This window comes from Pseudomonas sp. CM25 (assembly GCF_013179705.1).
Classification (GTDB): domain Bacteria; phylum Pseudomonadota; class Gammaproteobacteria; order Pseudomonadales; family Pseudomonadaceae; genus Aquipseudomonas.
On record NZ_JABMCW010000078.1, the window covers coordinates 1 to 19,279 of the forward strand.

At 58.7% G+C, this 19,279-nt stretch carries 24 protein-coding genes and 2 pseudogenes; 13 read left to right on the top strand and 13 right to left on the bottom strand.

Going from position 1 to position 19,279, the window contains the following annotated elements; all coding sequences use genetic code 11:
- Window positions 1-10: 10 nt before the first annotated feature.
- From HP546_RS11085 to HP546_RS11095, 3 genes are all read right to left on the bottom strand, one after another.
- Entirely contained in the window at window positions 11-304 is a 294-nt protein-coding gene (locus HP546_RS11085) for a hypothetical protein (RefSeq protein ID WP_172224464.1), read from the bottom strand.
- Between the two features lie 73 nt (window positions 305-377).
- Window positions 378-602, bottom strand: a complete 225-nt coding sequence (locus HP546_RS11090; protein ID WP_064492789.1) for a hypothetical protein — start codon at window positions 600-602, stop codon at window positions 378-380.
- A 91-nt stretch (window positions 603-693) separates the two neighbouring features.
- Window positions 694-927: a PLDc N-terminal domain-containing protein gene (locus tag HP546_RS11095; protein ID WP_064492737.1), complete on the bottom strand. Its 234-nt coding sequence runs from the start codon at window positions 925-927 to the stop codon at window positions 694-696.
- A gap of 180 nt (window positions 928-1,107) precedes the next feature.
- On the opposite strand from HP546_RS11095, the gene HP546_RS11100 reads away from it, so the two are divergent.
- The 3 genes from HP546_RS11100 (at window position 1,108) to HP546_RS11110 (ending at window position 2,582) form a co-directional block, all read left to right on the top strand.
- A complete protein-coding gene (locus HP546_RS11100) occupies window positions 1,108-1,611 on the top strand; it encodes a CinA family protein (protein ID WP_064492738.1) in 504 nt (167 codons plus the stop codon).
- Window positions 1,612-1,676: 65 nt separating this feature from the next.
- Window positions 1,677-2,129: a hypothetical protein gene (locus HP546_RS11105; protein WP_172224503.1), complete on the top strand. Its 453-nt coding sequence runs from the start codon at window positions 1,677-1,679 to the stop codon at window positions 2,127-2,129.
- 9 nt (window positions 2,130-2,138) lie between these two features.
- Window positions 2,139-2,582 carry a DUF421 domain-containing protein gene (locus HP546_RS11110; protein WP_064492739.1) on the top strand — a complete coding sequence of 148 codons (444 nt, stop codon included), beginning with the start codon at window positions 2,139-2,141 and terminating at the stop codon, window positions 2,580-2,582.
- On the opposite strand, the gene HP546_RS11115 is transcribed toward HP546_RS11110, so the two are convergent.
- The 4 genes from HP546_RS11115 to HP546_RS11130 all read right to left on the bottom strand — a co-directional run bounded on the left by HP546_RS11115 (window position 2,566) and on the right by HP546_RS11130 (window position 4,804).
- Entirely contained in the window at window positions 2,566-3,633 is a 1,068-nt protein-coding gene (locus tag HP546_RS11115; RefSeq protein ID WP_064492740.1) for a peptidase M42, read from the bottom strand. The two genes, HP546_RS11110 and HP546_RS11115, sit on opposite strands and share 17 nt — an antisense overlap.
- A gap of 68 nt (window positions 3,634-3,701) precedes the next feature.
- A complete protein-coding gene (locus HP546_RS11120; protein ID WP_064492741.1) occupies window positions 3,702-3,998 on the bottom strand; it encodes a DUF6555 family protein in 297 nt (98 codons plus the stop codon).
- Between the two features lie 168 nt (window positions 3,999-4,166).
- Window positions 4,167-4,391, bottom strand: coding sequence for a hypothetical protein (locus HP546_RS11125; protein WP_064492742.1), 225 nt, complete (start codon window positions 4,389-4,391; stop codon window positions 4,167-4,169).
- A gap of 95 nt (window positions 4,392-4,486) precedes the next feature.
- A complete protein-coding gene (locus HP546_RS11130; RefSeq protein ID WP_172224467.1) occupies window positions 4,487-4,804 on the bottom strand; it encodes a hypothetical protein in 318 nt (105 codons plus the stop codon).
- A 219-nt stretch (window positions 4,805-5,023) separates the two neighbouring features.
- Between HP546_RS11130 and cyoA the strand changes: the two genes are divergently transcribed.
- The 5 genes from cyoA to HP546_RS11155 all read left to right on the top strand — a co-directional run bounded on the left by cyoA (window position 5,024) and on the right by HP546_RS11155 (window position 10,090).
- Complete coding sequence (gene cyoA, locus HP546_RS11135) at window positions 5,024-5,947, top strand: ubiquinol oxidase subunit II (RefSeq protein WP_372242425.1); 924 nt, start codon at window positions 5,024-5,026, stop codon at window positions 5,945-5,947.
- A 5-nt stretch (window positions 5,948-5,952) separates the two neighbouring features.
- Window positions 5,953-7,926: a cytochrome o ubiquinol oxidase subunit I gene (gene cyoB / locus HP546_RS11140; RefSeq protein WP_172224470.1), complete on the top strand. Its 1,974-nt coding sequence runs from the start codon at window positions 5,953-5,955 to the stop codon at window positions 7,924-7,926.
- Window positions 7,927-7,929: 3 nt separating this feature from the next.
- Entirely contained in the window at window positions 7,930-8,541 is a 612-nt protein-coding gene (gene cyoC, locus HP546_RS11145) for a cytochrome o ubiquinol oxidase subunit III (protein ID WP_172224473.1), read from the top strand.
- On the top strand, window positions 8,541-8,879 hold the full coding sequence (gene cyoD, locus HP546_RS11150; RefSeq protein WP_172224476.1) for a cytochrome o ubiquinol oxidase subunit IV: 339 nt from the start codon (window positions 8,541-8,543) through the stop codon (window positions 8,877-8,879). Before cyoC ends, cyoD begins: the two co-directional genes overlap by 1 nt.
- An 86-nt stretch (window positions 8,880-8,965) precedes the next feature.
- Window positions 8,966-10,090, top strand: coding sequence for a mechanosensitive ion channel family protein (locus HP546_RS11155; protein WP_172224479.1), 1,125 nt, complete (start codon window positions 8,966-8,968; stop codon window positions 10,088-10,090).
- Window positions 10,091-10,135: 45 nt separating this feature from the next.
- Here the strand turns inward: HP546_RS11155 and HP546_RS11160 are convergent, their stop codons facing one another.
- The gene (locus HP546_RS11160; RefSeq protein WP_172224509.1) at window positions 10,136-10,354 is read right to left on the bottom strand and encodes a hypothetical protein; all 219 of its coding nucleotides are present in this window, start codon (window positions 10,352-10,354) and stop codon (window positions 10,136-10,138) included.
- Window positions 10,355-10,542: 188 nt separating this feature from the next.
- Here HP546_RS11160 and HP546_RS11165 point away from each other — a divergent pair, with 188 nt between their 5' ends.
- Window positions 10,543-11,052, top strand: a complete 510-nt coding sequence (locus HP546_RS11165) for a ferritin-like domain-containing protein (protein WP_172224482.1) — start codon at window positions 10,543-10,545, stop codon at window positions 11,050-11,052.
- A 39-nt stretch (window positions 11,053-11,091) separates the two neighbouring features.
- Here the strand turns inward: HP546_RS11165 and HP546_RS11170 are convergent, their stop codons facing one another.
- From HP546_RS11170 to HP546_RS11180, 3 genes and pseudogenes are all read right to left on the bottom strand, one after another.
- Window positions 11,092-11,970 carry a manganese catalase family protein gene (locus HP546_RS11170; protein WP_172224485.1) on the bottom strand — a complete coding sequence of 293 codons (879 nt, stop codon included), beginning with the start codon at window positions 11,968-11,970 and terminating at the stop codon, window positions 11,092-11,094.
- A gap of 61 nt (window positions 11,971-12,031) precedes the next feature.
- Entirely contained in the window at window positions 12,032-12,388 is a 357-nt protein-coding gene (locus tag HP546_RS11175; RefSeq protein WP_172224488.1) for a general stress protein, read from the bottom strand.
- Window positions 12,389-12,540: 152 nt separating this feature from the next.
- Window positions 12,541-15,102, bottom strand: a pseudogene (locus HP546_RS11180) (EAL domain-containing protein).
- 201 nt (window positions 15,103-15,303) lie between these two features.
- Between HP546_RS11180 and HP546_RS11185 the strand changes: the two are divergent.
- The 3 genes from HP546_RS11185 (at window position 15,304) to HP546_RS11195 (ending at window position 17,700) form a co-directional block, all read left to right on the top strand.
- Window positions 15,304-15,447 (top strand): hypothetical protein, encoded by a 144-nt coding sequence (locus HP546_RS11185; RefSeq protein ID WP_172224491.1) that lies wholly within the window; start codon window positions 15,304-15,306, stop codon window positions 15,445-15,447.
- A gap of 56 nt (window positions 15,448-15,503) precedes the next feature.
- Window positions 15,504-16,835 carry an SDR family oxidoreductase gene (locus tag HP546_RS11190; RefSeq protein ID WP_172224494.1) on the top strand — a complete coding sequence of 444 codons (1,332 nt, stop codon included), beginning with the start codon at window positions 15,504-15,506 and terminating at the stop codon, window positions 16,833-16,835.
- Window positions 16,836-16,896: 61 nt separating this feature from the next.
- Entirely contained in the window at window positions 16,897-17,700 is an 804-nt protein-coding gene (locus HP546_RS11195; protein ID WP_172224497.1) for an OBAP family protein, read from the top strand.
- A 6-nt stretch (window positions 17,701-17,706) separates the two neighbouring features.
- On the opposite strand, the gene HP546_RS11200 is transcribed toward HP546_RS11195, so the two are convergent.
- Window positions 17,707-18,093: an NUDIX domain-containing protein gene (locus HP546_RS11200; RefSeq protein WP_064492746.1), complete on the bottom strand. Its 387-nt coding sequence runs from the start codon at window positions 18,091-18,093 to the stop codon at window positions 17,707-17,709.
- 267 nt (window positions 18,094-18,360) lie between these two features.
- Here HP546_RS11200 and HP546_RS11205 point away from each other — a divergent pair.
- A pseudogene (locus tag HP546_RS11205) lies at window positions 18,361-18,549 on the top strand (general stress protein); the annotation flags it as partial.
- Window positions 18,550-18,856: 307 nt separating this feature from the next.
- Here HP546_RS11205 and HP546_RS11210 read toward each other — a convergent pair.
- Window positions 18,857-19,237, bottom strand: coding sequence for a termination factor Rho (locus HP546_RS11210; RefSeq protein WP_172224500.1), 381 nt, complete (start codon window positions 19,235-19,237; stop codon window positions 18,857-18,859).
- Window positions 19,238-19,279: the final 42 nt, after the last annotated feature.

Sequence of the window (19,279 nt, forward strand, 5' to 3'; positions counted from 1 at the left end):
AGTCGGCTCATCATTCTGCCTTGCACCACCACGACTGCGCGTACACCACGCCGCCGATCTCCTCGATGCCGTTTATGTTCATGCCGAGTTGTGCCATGCCGTTGACCTTGGCATCGTGCAGCCGGGGTATCACGTCAGGCCCATGGGTCGGGTTGAATACCCAGGCCTGAGTAGCGACCCGGCCCAGTGGCTCACTGTGATTGTCGCCGATGTGGATGTCTGCCCGGAGCGGCGTGATCTTCCTGAGCTGACTGGTGGGGATGGCCACGCCGATCACGCGGCGGCGAACGAGGAGGAAATACATAGGGTACCGAAACTGTACAAAAATACAGTATCTTATAGGCGAAACCTGGTACGGGGAATTGCCGATCAGCAGGTCAGTGCAATGGTGGCAAATCCTTGCCACGAGCCTTGGCTATGACCCGGAACTGGTAGTCGGAGACCGCCTGGAACAGAGATTCAGCCAACAGGCGGAGCCGTTCAACCTCCTCTGGTGGAGCGCTACAATCCTGAGCCTCGTGGTAGGCACGGAATGCGTCCACTGCCTGCTGGATCAGCGGCTCGCCGGCCTCAACCATTCCTACGAAAGTACGCTTGTCCATTACCATGCCCAGGCTAGTTTCCCTGCGAATATTAGCCTCTTTCGTGAAATTTGGCTGAGACACAACGCATTGCGAAGCCGTCTGTTTGGCTTCACCCCTTACTATGTTCGGGGGATGACGGTCCCGTCCCGCGCTTGATGCCACGCGGCCCCATGATGCCCCAGATAGCCAGGCCGACGATGGGCAGTGCCAGTAGTAACAGCGCCCACAGCGCTTTGGTCGCATCGGCTTTGTCACTGCGAAAGACACTGACAATGGCCCACAGATCGACAAGTAGAATGATCACCGCCACGGCGATCCAGAAATACGTCACAGGCTCGGTCATGACCGCCTCTCCTATTCCAAATGACAGGCCACGAAAATCATGGCCTCGTATAAAAGGGAAGCCTGCGTGCCGTTCAAAGTTCAGGCAGCTTTATCCGGCGTAGATGAATGGACGCCACGCACACTGAACCAACTTTGCCCGCAACACGTCCATCGCAAAACAGCACTCGGATGGCCCGCTATGTCTAAAGATCCAGTATTCGAGGCGCTTTACTACCTAAGGACTCACAATCTGGTCCTGACGACTGCCGAATCATGCACAGCTGGCGCCATGGTCTCATTGCTGGCGGCAGTACCGGGTACCGGCGAAGTACTTGAAAGCGGTTACGTCGTTTATTCGCCCAGCGCCAAAAGAAGGCTTTTAGGCGTTAGCCAACAAACCATTGAACGCTACGGGCTTACTAGCGAGGCTGTGGCCTGGGAAATGGCATTGGGTGCGTTGAAGGACAGCGACGCCACAGTTGCCATCGCCAGCACCGGTGTCGCAGGGCCGGAGCCGCAAGACGGCATTGCACCGGGCACTGTCTGCTTTGCCTGGGCCTTCGCCGGCGAGCCACATGCCGTTTTCACCCGGACGCAGCGTTTCTTTGGTGACCGCGCAGACATCATCCGCCAGGGGGCATTGTTCGGGTTGTCACACCTGGAGCATTACCATCAACGCTGGCTGCGCGGTGAGCGCGCCTGAGGGCTAAGGCCGTGAGCGAAGACGAGCTGATCTCAAGGCATCACCCGGTCGAGGAAGACATGCCCATGCAGCGCCGTGTATGGCGCTTCGAGCGGGTTGGATGGTACTCGCTGGTGATGATCGTGTTGCTTGCCCTGGCCGGATTGTTTGGCAATGGTCCGCTCAGTGACGCCCAGGCCGTGAGTAGCGACGGCCGTGTACGGGTCGAGTATCAGCGGCTCAGCCGTACAGGCAGTACCGATAAAATGCGAATCACAGTTCGCGGCCCCCCCGGGAAGCCGGTCATACTGCTGCTGGGCGGAACCTTGCTGCAGGAGGCCAGTATCGAGACCCTGCAGCCCGAGCCGCAGGTGTCGCGGTCTCATGGCGAGGCACTGCTGCTGGAACTTGGCACCAGCGAAGACGGTGTGGCCACCCTCTACCTGACGCTGCGCAGCGAGTATGTCGGCACCCTTGAAGGCAGTGTCAGAGCAGACCCGAGCAGCGCGGTAAATTTCACTACCTTCCTGTACCCCTAGGAGCGTGACATGGATTCCATCCTTCGTGCGGCAGGCATGTACGTTGTCCTGATGTTGCTGTTTCGTGTGGCTGGCAGGCGCTCGTTGGCCGACCTGACCACGTTCGACTTCGTGCTGTTGTTGATCATTGGCGAAGCGACTCAGCAGGCGTTGCTGGGTGAGGACTTTTCCTTTACCAATGCTGTTCTGGTGATTGCCACGCTGATTGTGCTGGATGTAGGTCTGTCGTTGGCCAAGTTGAATTCCAGACCTTTGGCACGTCTGCTCGACGGCCATGCAACGCTGGTGGTCGAACAGGGACGCTTTCTTCACCAACGCATGCGCCGAGCACGGCTGACCGAGGACGATATCCTCGAATCTGCACGCGACAGCCAAGGCATCGAAACCGTCGAGCAAATCAAATTCGCCATCGTCGAGCGCAATGGCAAGATCTCGATCATACCTCAGGAATGATCTGCTCTGGTTGCAGCAGGTATTCCAGCAGGCTGCTTGCACAGGCGTTAATGCCTTCCTGCACCACCATCTCGAAACCATGGGTGTTTTCTGTGGGTATGGCGATGCAGCCGGCTCGGGCGTCCGTACCGGTACTGAGCACCGCGCTTGCATCGGACGCAAAATCAACCAGCAGTGCGACTTGGGGGGTGTAACCAGCCCGGTGCGTGGCCGCGATCAGGGCCTGTACCACTTGGCGGGAGTAATAGCCCTTCTGGTCACCCGTGTTGATGATCGGGTCGGCAGACAGCCTGGTTCCGTACTCCTCCAGCACCGGACCGACCTCGACGGCAATGGTGGTATCGCCCGGCAGCCTGGACGCCGCATACATAGCGCCCGCGTTGGATTCTTCCTCCAACGTCGTCAATACGAACCACACATCCTGGCGCAATTCGCTGCGCCTTAGCTGTAGCTGATGAGCACAATGGATCACCGCAGCCAAGGGCGCGCGATCGTCAAGAAAATGCGCCGCAATGCTGTCGTGGACCTTGAACGGTTGCCGCCAATGGCGGCTCAGCACCACCCGCGTACCTGGCCGTACGCCGACTGCCTCCAACGCCTTCTTGGGTTTGCGCGTGACCACATGGAGGTCAGACCACTGCACCGCTCCAGCCAACACGTCACGCCCGCTGGCGGTCTGCCCACTGCTGTGCATCGACCCGAAAGACAGGACGCCGGGAAGCATCTGTCGATCACCCAGGATGTCCACAGGGCAGACGCCAAAGCTGATTGGCTGCGCGCCGCCGAGTGCCAGCACTTCGAGCGTGCCGTCCGGCCTGACGTTCTTTACGATCATGGCAATTTCGTCCAGGTGAGCCATGACCTTGATCGACGCGTCGGGCTTGGCATCGCCAGCGGCGCGGATCACCCCGAGCAGGTTGCCGGCGTTGTCGGTATGCACATCGTCGCAGTACGCCCCAAGCGCATCGCGACATACCGCCCGCACTTCATCTTCTTGGCCGCCTGGGCCGCGGGCCAGTAACAAGGCTTCTAGCAGCGGCATGATTTCCATGGGGCTACCTCTGTCTTTTGAAATAGCCAGGGCGACGACCCTGGCCTTGCCTGCCAGCAAGCAACGCCTCAGGCGCTGCTTGTGCCGCTGTTAGAGAATTTCTTGACATCGATAGGCAGCGCGACAAATTCGGGCCCTTGCCCTGATGGCCGCCAACGTACATTGGCAATACCGTAACGCTCCGCCATGGGCCGGCTGACCTTCTTTATCTTGTGCTGACCAAACCTGGGAATGATACCTACCCCCGCATCGCAGCTCGCCCAGTGCCAGGCTTCAGCGTTGTCCATACACTCAAGCCGGATGATGAAGGTGCGGAATTCTCCATGTAGCTCATATTCGATTACATACAGTTGCGGTCCTGCCATGGGACTCTCCTCCATTGTTCCGGCTAATGGAGCGGGCGAAAGCAAAAAAAATTCAGAAATTTTGACTGACTGGTCATTACGCGTTTCGCATTGCGATCGCGAAGGCGCTATGCCTTCGCGAAGCTCGCCATGAAGCCGGGCTAGACACCCGGTCCCAGGTAATGGCGATCAGGACTGTTTCTTTTCCTCGACCTCAGCCAGACGCTGTTTGATGTGCTGGGTCTGTTGCGCCTGCTCCTTGATCGAGGTAGGCGTTATGACTTTGTCCACCGCCTCGGTTTCCGGCTCCGGCTGTTTGAGCACCGGGCCTGGCACCTGTTCGCCGCGTTGCGCCTGTTCAGAAGCAAGCGGCTGAGGGACCTTGTCGCCTGTGTTGTCATCGGTGCGCTTCATTGGGATTTCCTCATACTGTTGAAGTCATTCAGAAGAACCCGAAGGCAGGCAAAAAGTTTGTTCCGTTTGCCTCAACGGCCAACAGGCCCGACGCATCAGCGGGTTGGCCAACGCCGCGCCGTAGGCCGTAATGACGATGTATTCATCTTGCCCTCTACCGCAACCCGTCTGGCATAACCAACCCCCCATACCAGTGCGCGACTCACGGTTTCGCCGGCACGTTGCGAGTATGCCCGCTCGCAAATCAGTGAACCGTCTGCGCGATAGACACCGATGAACAATTGCGTGGCACCTGTGCGTGACAACCGTGCCTGCACCTCCAGGCAGGTGCCGTTATCAAGGGCTTCTTCGTGGGTCTGATGGTGCAGGATCGGGTCATACCATTGTCGGTAGGTCTCGCCTCTTTTTTTCATTTGTCTGCCCTCGCCGATGGTGTAGCCGGTAGATCGTTCTCACCGCTCATCAGTCGAAAACAATCAACAACGTCAGACAGCCGGCTTGGTTGTACAAAACCTTCTTTCTGTACAACCGCCATTCGTCGTCAATACATGAATTCCAGACAACCTTCCTGCCGTGTTCATTCTTCTAACTGAACAAGCCAAAACATTCGGCAACAATTACGGGACAAGGACATGGCAAAGGGATTCACGAAGGGCGCCCGGCTACTCGGGTTGATGCTGCTGGGGTTCGTCACGCTGCAGTTGGCGGGCTGCGACATGGTGTTGTTCAACCCAAAAGGCCAGGTGGGGTCGGAACAACGCAACCTGATCATCCTGGCCACGCTGCTGATGCTGATCGTGGTGGTCCCGGTGATGATCATGGCGTTGGTCTTCTCGGTGCACTACCGGTCCTCCAACGAAAAGGCCCGCTACACCCCGGAGTGGAGCCATTCTCGGGTCATCGAAGCGGTGGTGTGGGGTGTGCCCCTGGTCATCATCATCGTGCTCGGTATCGTGACCTGGCGTTCTACCCATGCCCTAGACCCTTATCGACCACTCGAATCCGACAAGCCCCCGGTCAAAGTGCAGGTGATCGCCACCGATTGGAAGTGGCTGTTCGTCTACCCCGAGCTGGGCATCGCCTCCGTCAATGAACTGGCAATGCCCGTTGATACGCCCGTGGACTTTCGCGTGACCGCCGATGGCGCCATTACTTCGTTCTTCATCCCCGCGCTGGGCGGCCAGATCTACGCCATGGCCGGCATGCAGACCCAGCTGCACCTGATCGCCAATCACCCAGGCACCTACACCGGAATCGCCGCCAACTACAACGGCCCGGGGTTTTCCGACATGCACTTCAAGGCGCTGGCGCTCGACCAGGCTGGCTTCGATGCCTGGGTCGCCAAGGTACGCAGCTCAGAACGTCAGCTCGACCCGGACGGCTATGCCCGGCTGGCCAAACCGAGCGTCGCCCACCCGGTGGAGCATTACGCTGCGGTCACCCCTCAGCTGTTCCAGTCACTCATCGACAAGTACCAGGGCGTCAACCGTTCTCGCGAGGTCGAGCGGCGTTTGAGCGACCCGCAAGGTGAAACGCCGCAAGGCAGCAAGGAGTAACGCACATGTTCGGAAAATTGAGCTGGGACGCCATCCCCCTCGACGAGCCCATCATCATGTACACCCTCGCCGTGGTCGGTCTGATCGGCATTGGCGGGGTCGGGGCCATCACCTACAAGCGCAAATGGACGTACCTTTGGAAGGAGTGGTTCACCTCGGTCGATCACAAACGCATCGGTGTGATGTATATCGTTGTCGCCCTGGTGATGTTGCTGCGCGGTTTCGCCGACGCGTTGATGATGCGCACGCAGCAAGCGATGGCATCGGATGGCTCACCCGGCTATCTGCCGCCGGAACACTACGACCAGATTTTCACCGCCCATGGCGTGATCATGATTTTTTTCATGGCCATGCCGTTCGTGGTCGGCCTGATGAACATCGTGGTGCCGCTGCAGATCGGCGCGCGTGACGTGGCTTATCCGTTCCTCAACGCAGTGAGCTTCTGGCTGTTCGTCTCGGGCGCCTTGCTGGTGAATATCTCGCTGGGCATTGGTGAGTTCGCCCGCACCGGCTGGGTCGCCTACCCGCCGCTGTCGGGCATCGGTTACAGCCCTGGGGTGGGGGTCGATTATTACATCTGGTCACTGCAAATATCCGGCATAGGCACGTTGCTGACGGGGCTGAACTTCTTCGTCACTGTTCTCAAAATGCGCACGACCGGCATGACACTGTTTCGCATGCCGGTATTCACCTGGACGGTGCTGTGCACGTCGATCCTGATTCTGGCAGCCTTTCCGATCCTTACCGCCACCTTGTTCATGCTTAGCCTGGACCGCTACTTGGGCATGCATTTCTTTACCAACGAGATGGGCGGCAACCCGATGATGTACATCAACCTCATCTGGGCCTGGGGTCACCCGGAGGTTTACATTCTGATTCTGCCGGCCTTCGGCATCTTCTCGGAAGTGGCGTCGACGTTTTCACGCAAGCGCCTGTTCGGCTACCACTCACTGGTGTGGGCGACCATCGTGATCACCGTGCTGTCGTTCATCGTCTGGGTGCACCACTTCTTCACCATGGGCGCAGGGCCCAACGTGAACGCCTTCTTCGGCATCATGACCATGATCATTGCCGTGCCCACCGGGGTAAAAATCTTCACTTGGCTATTTACCATGTACCGCGGTCGAGTACGTTTTGAAACGCCGATGCTGTGGACCGTAGGTTTCATCGTCACCTTCAGCATTGGCGGTATGACCGGTGTACTGCTGGCCGTGCCGGGCGCGGACTTCTTGCTGCACAACAGCCTGTTTCTGATTGCGCATTTCCATAACGTAATTATTGGGGGAGCAGTATTCGGTTACCTCTGCGGCCTCACCTACTGGTTCCCCAAGGCTTTTGGTTTCAAGCTCTATGACCCGTTGGGCCGCGCCGCGTTCTGGTGCTGGCTGGCAGGCTTCTACTTTGCCTTCATGCCCTCCTACTTCCTCGGCTTCATGGGCATGACCCGGCGCCTGAACCACTTCAACGTGCCGGAATGGCGCCCCTTCCTGTTACTGGAAATGGTTGGTGTGCTGATCATTCTCTGTGGCGTGGCCTGCCAAGTCATGCAACTGGTCGTGAGCATTCGCAAGCGCCACGAAAACCGCGACCACACCGGTGACCCGTGGGACGGACGCACACTGGAATGGGCTACCGCGTCGCCGCCGCCGTTCTACAACTTCGCCGAGCAGCCGGTGGTCCACGGTATCGACGCGTACTGGGGAATGAAGGAGCGTGGCGTCAAGACACTGATCGAGGCGGATTTCCGCAAGATTCACATGCCCTGCAACACCAGCCTGGGCGTGGTGATCGGCGTGCTCAGCACCGTCCTGGGCTTCGCCTTGGTGTGGCACATCTGGTGGCTGGTGATTACCAGCCTGCTTGCCACAGTCGCAGCCTTGGTCGTACGTAGCTACGACCAGCATACCGAGTACTACGTCACGGCCGAGGAAGTCGAGCGCGTAGAAACCGAACGGCGCCAACTGATGGCGGAGGCCTGAACCATGTCGCATATCGTTCTGAATGAGTCTGCCCATCAGCAGGAGCAAGGGTATGAAGATGCCGGCTCTCTGAGCCTGTTCGGCTTCTGGATTTACCTGATGACCGACTGCATTTTGTTCGCCACGTTGTTCGCCACTTATGCCGTCCTGGGCCAGGCGGTGGCCGGTGGGCCCAGCGCAGCGGACATCTTCGAACTGCCCTACGTGCTTGCAGAAACTTTTCTCTTGCTGTTCAGCAGCATTACGTATGGCTACGCCATGCTGGCCAACCATCGCAAAGACAAACGTCGAGTGCTGCAGTGGCTGGGCATCACCTTTGTGCTAGGCCTGGGGTTCATCGCCATGGAGATCAACGAGTTCCATCACTTGATCGCCGAAGGCTACGGCCCGCAACGCAGTGCATTCCTCACCGGGTTCTTCACGCTGGTCGGCACCCATGGCCTGCATGTGCTGGTTGGCTTGGTGTGGATGGCCCTGCTGATGATTCAAGTGCAACAGCGCGGCCTGTGCTGCGTCAACTCCACACGCCTTAGTTGCCTCAGCCTGTTCTGGCACTTTCTCGACATCGTGTGGGTATGCGTCTTTACCGTCGTCTACCTGTTCGGGGTGATCTGATGAGCAGCGAAAGCCAGGTTCACAGCAGCGCCGGGGCCAGCCAATCCAGCCACAAGACTTACAACATCGGCTTCGTGCTGGCCGCATTGTTGACGCTGATTCCGTTCGCTCTGGCCCTGTATCCCAGCCTCCCGCGCAGTATCACCTTCTTGCTGATATTGACCTGCGCAGTGATCCAGATCCTCGTGCACATGGTGTTCTTCCTGCACCTGACTACCGCACGCGAGCAACGCTGGAGCTTGGTAGCACTGGTGTTTACGGCCGTGATCATCGTACTGCTGGTGGGGCTCTCGCTGTGGATCATGTACTACGTGCATTACAACATGCTGGGTTTGTGAAATCCGATCGACATTCGGCGCCTCATTGACGTCCAAGCACAGTGACCTGCTTATCAATCCAGGGCAACCAAGGAGGCTAACCGCCAATGAATGATCGACTCATTGCATTGTTCACCGACACCACCGTATTCGGTATCTCCATTCTCAATGTGCTTGTAGCACTGTGCGTGGCACTGCTCACGTTTCTGGTGGCCCGCGCTGCCATCAGTTTTCTGTTGCACCGGGTCCGGCGCTGGTCCGAGCACGATGGCGCGTTGAGCCAGGTACTGGCCAAAGTAATGTCAGGTACCAGCAACTTTTTGCTGTTCCTCGCCTCGTTGCTGGTGGGCCTGAGTATGCTCGACCTGCCAGAACGCTGGCTGACTCGGGTCAGCAGCCTGTGGTTCGTGGTTGCCGCATTGCAGATCGGCCTGTGGGCCAACCGCGCCATTGGCCTGGGGTTGAGCCGCTATTTCGCCCGCCATAATGCTACCGGCCTGAACCAAGGCAGTGCCTTGGCCACCCTTTCGGCCTGGGGCGCGCGGGTGCTGCTATGGTCCGTGGTGCTTCTGGCAATGCTGTCGAACCTGGGGGTGAACATCACCGCTTTTGTCGCCAGTCTGGGCGTGGGCGGCATCGCGGTAGCCTTGGCCGTGCAAAACATCCTCGGCGATCTGTTCGCCTCGCTGTCGATTGCGGTGGACAAGCCCTTCGAGGTCGGCGACTTCATCGTCATCGGGCCGCTGGCTGGCACCGTCGAGCACGTTGGCCTCAAGACCACGCGCATCCGTAGCCTCGGTGGCGAGCAGATCGTGATGGCCAACGCCAGCATGATCAGCAGCACGATCCAGAACTACAAGCGCCTGCAAGAACGGCGGATCGTGTTTGAATTCGGCCTCTCTTATGACACGCCTACCGAGGCGGTGAAAAAAGCGCCGGCCATCGTCGAAGAAGCCATCAAAGACCAACAGCAGGTACGCTTCGACCGCGCACATCTGCGCGGCTTCGGCAAGGAAGCGCTGGAGTTCGAATGTGTCTATATCGTCAAGGACCCAGGCTACAACCTGTACATGGATATTCAACAGGCCATCAATTTTCGGCTCCTGGAGCGCTTCTCCACGATAGGGGCCAAATTCGCCGTGCCGGTACGCGCAATCAAAGTCACCGCCTTGCCAGAGGAAGCCAACCGGTTGGGGCAAGGCCGTGAGGGGCGAGGCCTCAGAGGCGCTTGAACAAGGGCATGAGGGGCATCTCGCCCCCCTTGCCCACGGCCTGACTCAAGGCTGTTGATAATGGCCGGGCGAAGTGCCCGGTTCATGATCGTGCTCCTGCCGCTGCACTTGTACGTCCGTGAAAGAGGACGCTTCGTTGCGGTGCAAACCTTGCAGGTACTCGCGCGCAGCCTCGCGGCTAAGGTCTTCTTCGTCACTGCGGAACTCGCAAGTGCCGGGCTGGTTGTCGAGGATGTAGCTGATCAAATACAAATACTTGGCCATCGCTGGGTTCTCCGAGGCTTGCAGACGGGGACGACTCATTGGGTTGATCCAGGCTTGAGCGTTGGCGTTCAGCAGGGCTGACGACTGGCTCTAGCTTGATGCTTTGGGTGCCATCTGTCGTTTCAATCGATCGTTACAGCACTGGCGTTTTCCCAACTGTACCCATTACTGGAAGCGAGGTACTTGAAATGGCAACGGTACAAGACAATCTGCTGGACTGGCTGCGCGACGCACATGCCATGGAGCAACAGGCCGAGAGCATGCTCAAGGGCCAGGCCGAACGTCTCGAACATTACCCCGAGCTCAAGGGGCGTATCGTTCAGCACATCGAAGAAACCCAAGGGCAACAACGCCTGCTGCTCGGGTGCATCGAGCGATTGGGGGGTAGCACTTCCACGCTCAAGGACCTTGCCGGCAAGCTCATGGCGTTCGGCCAGGCTGTCGGTGGCATGGTCATGAGCGATGAAGTGGTCAAGGGCGCCATGTCTGGCTATGTATTCGAAAACATGGAGATCGCGTCGTACACGGTATTGATAGAGGCGGCCGAAGCGGCCGGTGACACCGCCACCGCGCAAGCCTGCAGGTCCATACTCAAGGAAGAAGAAGCGATGGCTCAGTGGCTCAAGGACCACCTTCCGGAAATTACCCGTGCGTTCCTGGCCCGGTCTGCCAACCCGGACACCGAGGCTAAACGCTAGAATGAGGCCCGCAGCGGACACCCTCCGCTGCGGGTATTTTCAGGCCGGCTGGTCGCCGTTGACCTTGCCCAGTTCAGCGCCGGTCAAGGGTTGTGCTTCGGGATTGGACTGAGTTCTGACTTTCATGGCATCGGCAGCCGCAGCCGAAGCCTGGTCAAGCTGCACACTTGCCATGCCATCGCCGCCATCCACGGCAGGTTCGGGCTGGTCGACGTAATTCCAATCCGGTCCCTCATTCCACGACCCCCGCATTTCTGCCCCATGAGACATATTGAAGTAGGTGCGGTTGAAGGCCGGATCACCGGGCAGCTTGCCCTGCGGGAAGTTCGGTTGAATCGAGTGCAGGGCCTTTTCGAACGACATCTGGTGGGCGATTTCCCGGCTCATCAAAAAGCCGAGGGCATCCTTGATACCGGGGTCATCGGTGACATTGATCAGTCGCTCGTAAACGATCTTCGCCCTGGCCTCGGCGGCAATGTTTGAACGCAGGTCGGCAGTAGGTTCGCCGATGGTGTCTATGTAGGCGGCCGTCCAGGGGATGCCGCCAGAGTTCACCAGGGCCGCACCACCGCCATACAGCAAGCTGGTGATATGCGAGTCGTTGCCGGCGCCGGTCAGCGAGCGATACAGCTCACCTTCCGCTTCAGCCCCCTCGGCCAGGCGCCCCTTGGCCCCCTTGTTGAGCATGACCACGATCGAGCCAATAATCTCCAAGTGGCTCAACTCTTCCGTGGCAATGTCGAACAGCATGTCCTTGCGCCCTGGGTCGTCCTCCGTCACCGCCTGAGTAAAGTAGCGCATGGCCGCAGCCAGTTCGCCCTGCGGGCCACCGAATTGTTCCAGCAGCAGGTTGGCCAGCCCAGAGTTGGGCTCGGCGACCCGCACGGTATATTGCAATCGCTTGTTGTGCATGAACATTGGCAAAATCCTCATCAGCTCGCCGGGGCGGCCAGAGCCGCCCCGGTCGATTCAACGGTGATCAGCGATTGTCATCGCTCTTGCGCCCGCCGCCATGGCTGTGCTGGCCGCCTTTGCGGCCTGCTTCCGAGGCTTTTTCCGGGTCGTTGGCAAAATTGCCACCGGAGGCCTGGCCACCTTTCTGGCCTGCTTCGGATGCACGCTCAGGGTCGTTCTTGAAGTTGCCGCCTGATGCTTGACCACCTTTGTGACCCGCTTCGGATGCACGTTCAGGATCGTTCTTGAAATTGCCGCCCGACATCTGGCCACCTTTATGACCTGCTTCGGATGCTTTTTCCCGGTCATTGGCAAAGTTGCCTGGGTTGGTGTTGGCGTTGCCGCCCTGGTTGCTACGGTCGTTGTCTTGGTTGTTAGCCATGATCTTTCACCTCATGTCGTTAACACAGGATGTTCTGTGTTCACTAATGACCTGCAGCAATGGCTTGTAGGTGAAAGAAATTTTGCGATCCCTGACGAAACGCTCGAAGGTATTGAGCACAAAATATTCGGGCAAGATAAGCCGTAGCTTTATTAATCGGTGGGCATTTCAGCGCTCGGCTGTCGAGTAAGCATGAGCCGTATCAGGGCGTCGTTGTCGACCGGTTTGCTGAGCAGGAAACCTTGTACTTCATGGCACTGATCATCGCTGAGCAGGGCCAGTTGCTCGGCAGTTTCAACGCCCTCGGCGGTTACCGTCATGCCCATGGCATTGCCCAGATTGATGATGGCCTGAACCACGCTGCGGTCACTCACGCTCTTACCTAAGGATTGAACGAAACGTTTGTCGATCTTGATGCTGTCGAACGGGTAAGTTCGCAGATAGCCCAGCGAAGAGTAACCGGTGCCGAAGTCATCCATGTTCAGCCGAACGCCCAGCTCCTTCAGCGCGTTCATGGTCTGCAAGGCCCCCTCGAGGTCATTGAGCATCACGTTTTCGGTGATCTCCTGTTCCAGGCGGTGGGCAGGCAACCCTGCCTGGCGCAGCGCCTCGGCGACATCACGTACCACTCACTACGGCTGAACTGCGCGGGTGACATGTTGACCGAGACCATGATTGCCACTGGCCAGGCCTTGGCCTTGGCGCAAGCGTCGTGGATCACCCAGTTGCCCAACTGCACGATCAGGTCGGATTCCTCGGCCAACGCAATAAAGCGATCAGGGCGTAACAAACCTTGACGCGGATGCTGCCAACGCACCAGCGCTTCTACCGAGGCGACCGTTGTGCCATCGACCTTGTAGCGCGGCTGGAAATGCAATACGAGCTCATCACGGCCAATGCCTTCGCGCAATTCGCGTTCAAGCACGCGCTTTTCCAGCAGCGCCTCGTTCATCTGCGCAGAGAAATAACGCCAGGTGTGTTTGCCAGCAGACTTGGCGCTGTACAGCGCAATGTCTGCGTATCGGATCAGGTCACTGGGGGTCCCCGGGTACTCCGCTGAGAGTGCCACACCCAGGCTGACCCCGACCTGCACGGAATGGCCCTCAGCCAGTATGGGTTGTTGCAACGACTCCACGACGCGAGCACAAAAGCGGTCCATGTCGACGCGCTGCCCGGGGCGCGAGAGCACGATGATGAATTCGTCGCCCCCCAAACGTGCTACCAAGTCAGTGTCGCGCGTTATCTCACCCAGGCGCCTCGCCACTTCGATCAGCACAGCGTCACCGGCCGGGTGGCCCAAGCTGTCATTGATGGGCTTGAAATTGTCGAGGTCCAGCAAGATCAGCGCGATGGCTTGGGGCACAGCGCCTTGCCCCGCTTGTTCCAGGAATCGAAAGAGCTTGTTGCGGTTTGGCAACCCCGAGGGCGTCGTGAAGCGACAGGTGTTGTATCTGTGCATGGGCGGCAACCTCGTCGGTGATATCGCTGCTGGTGCCACGAAACCCTTTGCAGACACCACGATCGAAACTTGCCCGTGCCGCAATGCGGCAAATACGCTGCTGCCCCAGGTAATCATGATACTGGCAGCGCAAGCTGCCCGTAGCGTGGCTGGCAGCCAGGCCGTGCAGCCAGTTTTCAAGCTGCGCGGTGTCGCAATCGAGCAGCTCGGTAATCGGTCGATGCAGCCAAGCGTCTGCCTTGTGCCCGGTGAGTTCAGCGAACCGCGCCGACAGATAGCTCAGGTGCAAGTCGGCATCGGTTTCCCAGATCCAGTCGGATGACGCTTCGGCCACAGCCCTAAACCGCTCCTCGCTGGTCTCGAGCGCCGCTTTGGACGCCGCGAGTTGTTCATGGCTGCGGTCCATGCCCGTGCTGGCGCGGATGGCATAACGGGCAAACAGCGTCATCAATAAGCCAATGAGCACTCCCGCCAAGGCCAGCGCAGGCACCACGGTGGACACCAGCTCACTGCCCGGGCGTTCGATGTGCCACGTCAGCGTATGACCACTGCCTTCCAGCGCCAGCCTACCCTTCGCCCCGTCGGCGGCCATGCGATCCGAGACGGCAAAGCCAGACAGGCCAGCAGCACGGCCCAAGGGCTCGAGCAGGCTGGCATCGAGACGCCGGACAAATACCAGTACCGCACTGGGCGCCGGTAGATGATGTGGCATCGAGGGCGGCTGGATGACCGCAGCCGTATACAGTGCCGGCTGCCCACCAAACTGGAAATAGCCTGAAGTGGCTTGTTGCTTGGCAGCAACCTGCCGCGCCTGGCTGAGGATCAGGTCAGCCTGGGGGCTGTAGTGGGCGAATGATGCATCGCTCAATTGGCCATCGACCATGGCGTAGCGGCTGCCGTCATCATCGAGTACGAACACGCCCACATAACCGTCAGCGGTAAACAGCGTGGGGCCAACGTTATCTTCATCATAAGCCCACTGCACATCCACCCCGCGGCCTAGATGGTCAAATGCAGATTGCCAGATGGCGTGGGTAAGGACATAGCTGCGCTCATTTTTTTGTAGCTGGGCCATTGCAGACTCAGCATGAAAACGGCTTTGCGCCATTTCGCGTTGATCAAGTGACCCGGCAATCCGGTAGAGAGCCCCCAACCCGACAATCAGTACCACCATCAACAGGCCGGTAAACACGACAATCAGTTGCCGGACCACGTGGCTGCGCGTCGACAGATCATTGTCAGAAATTGGGTCCATTCAGTCACCATCACCAGGGAGTCTTTCCATTGACTGCCCGACCAAGAAGAACGATCGGTAAAAATGACAACCGGTGGCCTGCGCGTTGCACATGCCCACCGTGGAGGTCGGCAACCGTTGAATTGCCGAACAATCAGATGGAACAGCCAGGGCATAACGGCTGCCTAATGGAAGGCAAACCTACTGCATAGGAGCCACCCCATGGTAGCCCCCAACGAACACGACCCGTATGTCGATGATGTCCCTGAGAACCCAGGTGAACCCGCGCCCAAGCCCGACCCTGGCCAACAGGCTCCCGATTGGCCTGACGATCAGGTGCCCCCCGAAGAGCAATCCGATGGCTGATGCGCTTGGGCAATGCCCACGCCATAACCCATTGAAGCCAGGCAGAGGTGTCAGCCATGATCGATAAAGCAACGGGTATGAAGCCAGGGGAACGCTATTGCGTCGAGAACGTTGAACGTGCGCATCAATTTGCAGGCTTTTTTCTGGACGGCAAGTATTATCTGGGGCCCGAACTGCTGAACGCCGTTGGCTGGCTCGACGGGCAGCGGTTCATCTATGACAGCCTGGATGCCGAGAGTGAACCGGTTTTCCCCGATCGGGTTGCCGGTCGCATTGAAAACCTCACGTTGAAGCTGGTCGACGGGACGTCACTCGAACTGTCGCGAATCGAGGCTGATGTGCCTGCTTCCAGTGTGGACGATGAATTGCCGGAGGCTGATCAACCCTTGAGCGAGCCAAACGGCAAAACGTTCACGGGACCACTGCGTGGAAAAGTGGTGGTTATCACCGGTGCATCCAGTGGCATCGGCCGCGCTGCAGCGCATGCGTTTGCCTGCAAAGGGGCACGCCTGGTCCTCGCTGCACGCGATGAAAACGCCCTGTTCGAAGTACTCGATGAATGCACCGAGTGCGGTACCGATGCCGTTGCGGTGACCACCGACGTTACCCGAAGCGCGGATATGCAGGCGTTGGCAGCGCGCGCCGCCGAATTCGGCAAAGGCCGCATCGATATATGGATCAACAATGCAGGTGTGGGTGCCGTGGGGCGTTTCGACCAAACACCCCTTGAAGCCCACGAGCAAGTGATTCAGACCGATCTGATCGGCTACTTGCGCGGCGCCTACGTAGCCTTGCCTTACTTCAAGGCGCAGCGAAGCGGCATCTTGATCAATACCTTGTCGCTGGGAAGCTGGGTCGCTCAACCCTATGCGGCTGCTTATTCCGCCAGCAAGTTTGGCTTGCGTGGCCTGACCGAAGCCCTGCGCGGCGAGCTCGCCGAGTTTGCAGATATTCATGTCTGCGATATCTACCCCGCCGTGATGGATACCCCGGGGTTTCGTGACGGTGGCAACTACACCGGCCATGCACTCAAGCCGCCAGGGCCAATCTATGACCCCGAGCGCGTAGCCAAGGCGATGGTGAACTGTGCGATCACACCGAGGGCTTCCACGACGGTGGGAAGCGCAGCCCGCGTAGCGCACCTGGCCAGCTATATCGTTCCACGGCTTGGCCATATGGCAGGCTGGCTGGCGCGTCTCGGATTGAGCCGCAGCCCCGCCGCCGGTGTTTCATCGGGAAACCTGTTCGCCCCGCCAAGCGGCGAGCGCCAGGTACATGGCGGATGGCGTGAAGGCCAGCAAAAAGCACCCGTATTAGTGGGTGTCGCCGTGTCGTTGCTGGTGGGCGCCTGCGCCTGCGCACTGCTGCGCAACCGCACTGAACGATAACGCCCATTGACTCTCACGCGTCTCGGCCCGGCGAGACGCGCACTGCCCTGGAACACGTCTCATGCACGCAATCCAAGCCTTCCGCGCTGTCCTTCCTGTTGCCTGCAGCCTGTTTGTCTGGGGCTGCAGCAGTGTCGCCACGCAGTCCCCCGTAGAGGCACCTGGAAGGCCGGAAACCGCTGGCACCCAGCTGCTTGAAGCAGGCGCTGGGTTGCTTCAGGCCAAGCCCCCGATCGATGCCCTCAATGCCTACCTCAACGGGTTTCATTTCTATAATGGCCAGCCAGACGCACAAATGGAGGCTCATCATTACTGCGCTGTCCTCAACGAGGATGTCATTCAATGCGTGATCTACGATGGCACCACCAAAGACGCGAAGATCATGGGCGTGGAGTACATCATCGATGCCAGCCTGTTCGCCAAACTGCCTGCTGCTGAAAAGGCCATGTGGCACAGCCACGGTTATGAAGTGTCATCCGGGCAGTTGAGCGCACCCAACATCCCTGCAAGCGCCGAACACGCTTTGATGGCGCGGCTGGCCCATACGTATGGCAAGACCTGGCATACCTGGCATACCGATCAGGACAAGCGCCTGCCCTTGGGTGTGCCGCAATTGATGATGGGGTTCACCGCAGATGGGCAGGCCGACCCAGCCATGGTTCGGCAACGTAACCAGCGACTGCAGCTGGATACTCGCAGGAGCAAGGCCCAACGAGCGGATATACCGATCCCCCCTGTCGACCCCGCAGCCAACGGCTGGGAGCATGGCACAATCATTCAGCTCACTGACCCGACCGGCCAGCATGTGCATAGCCCTGCCGCGTCCCCGACGCCAAACGATGCCAACAGCCGCTCAAGTCCTTGAGCCGTGTCAGGCGATCAGTGCCGGTAGCTCTCGTGCCAGCAGTGCGGCAGCAGCGGGCTTGAGCAGGGACGGTGCCAATTTGTCGCGCTGTACCCATTTACACGCCACGATCTCGTTTTGCGGCTCAGGGTGGTCTCGCTCATTGATCTGCATCGTGAAGATGTGATGAACAATATCGCCCGCACGAAGGGTACACAGCGGGACCAGGCGCTCCCGGCAAATGCCAGTTTCCTCTTGGAGTTCGCGAATGGCTGCATTCAACGGGGCCTCGTGCGGCTTGAGGCCGCCCCCTGGAAAATTCCATTTGCGCGATTTGCGGCGCACCAGCAATACCCTGGCCCCGCGAAAGCACAACACTGTTGCTCTTGATCTGAGCTTGCCTGGCTTGGACATGCCCACCTCCTTTCACCATTCTCATATTACGATGGACTGGTTCCTCACCGCGCAGGTTCAAGCCAATAGCGTGTTGACGTTGTCTAATACCTTTATGCCAAAGCTTTTGAGCGCAACACATTGCCGACTTTATCTTTAGTGCAACTCATCGGCAAATGTCCACATCACCCGAGACAATCGCGCCGCGCCTACCGTCCTAGTTGAACACAGACTTTCCTGTGTGCTGACATGAGGTGAAAGATCATGGCTAACAATCAAAGTAACCGTGGCAATCAAGGCGGCACTGCTCAAAACAACCCAGGCAATTTCGCAAATGATCGGGAGAAGGCGTCCGAGGCCGGGCGCAAAGGGGGGCAAGCTTCAGGCGGCAATTTCGCCAATGACCGTGAACGTGCATCCGAAGCCGGCCGCGTTGGCGGCCAGCACAGCCACGGTGGTGGTCGCAAGAGTGAATAACCTCGCGTGACCGAGGCCAGGTCAGCATGCTGACCTGGCTTCACACTGGCATGGCTGATCAGCTCGGGTCGTTGGCGTGGGCTGATCAGTGCCCTCTCTCATCGACGCGCTGGAGCCTTGTAATTAAATAGGCACGCTCTTCTTTCCTGCGCTGCTAGATCGCAAGCTGGCACGGGACGCTTGGACCGGGCAAATGGAAGGCCCCGCGCAACAACCCGTTCAAGCAGGCAATTTACTGCATGCTTTCACCACGGTGAGCGAACGGCGCCCGTCATGCAAACTCCTTGCAGCAATCTCTGCTGGCGATTCAGCCGTGTTTTTGCAGCGCGTCTATCAATTGCGCCTTGGACATGCTCGAGCGCCCCTTGATGTTTTTGATGCAGGCTTCCTTCATCAGGCTTTCCTTGGTCTGGGTTTGCAGCGAAGATCCCGATGTGCGTGGGTGGCCCTCTCGGGTTTTAGCTGCGCGCCTGGCCGAATCGGAGCGCGCTGTTTTCTTCTCGCTCGCCGGCGTCTGCTTGCCCGAACCGCCCTTTTTCTCTCCGCCACCGGAGTGTTTGTTGACAGTGGCCCAAGCGCGGGACTCTGCTTCATCTTTGGAAACGCCTTTGTGCTCATAGCTTTCTTCGATGTGTTCAGCTTTGCGTTTTTGCTTCTCGGTGTATTTGTCTTTGTCTCCACGGGGCATGACCGTCACTCCTGAAAGGCTCTAAGTGAACGGTTGAACACC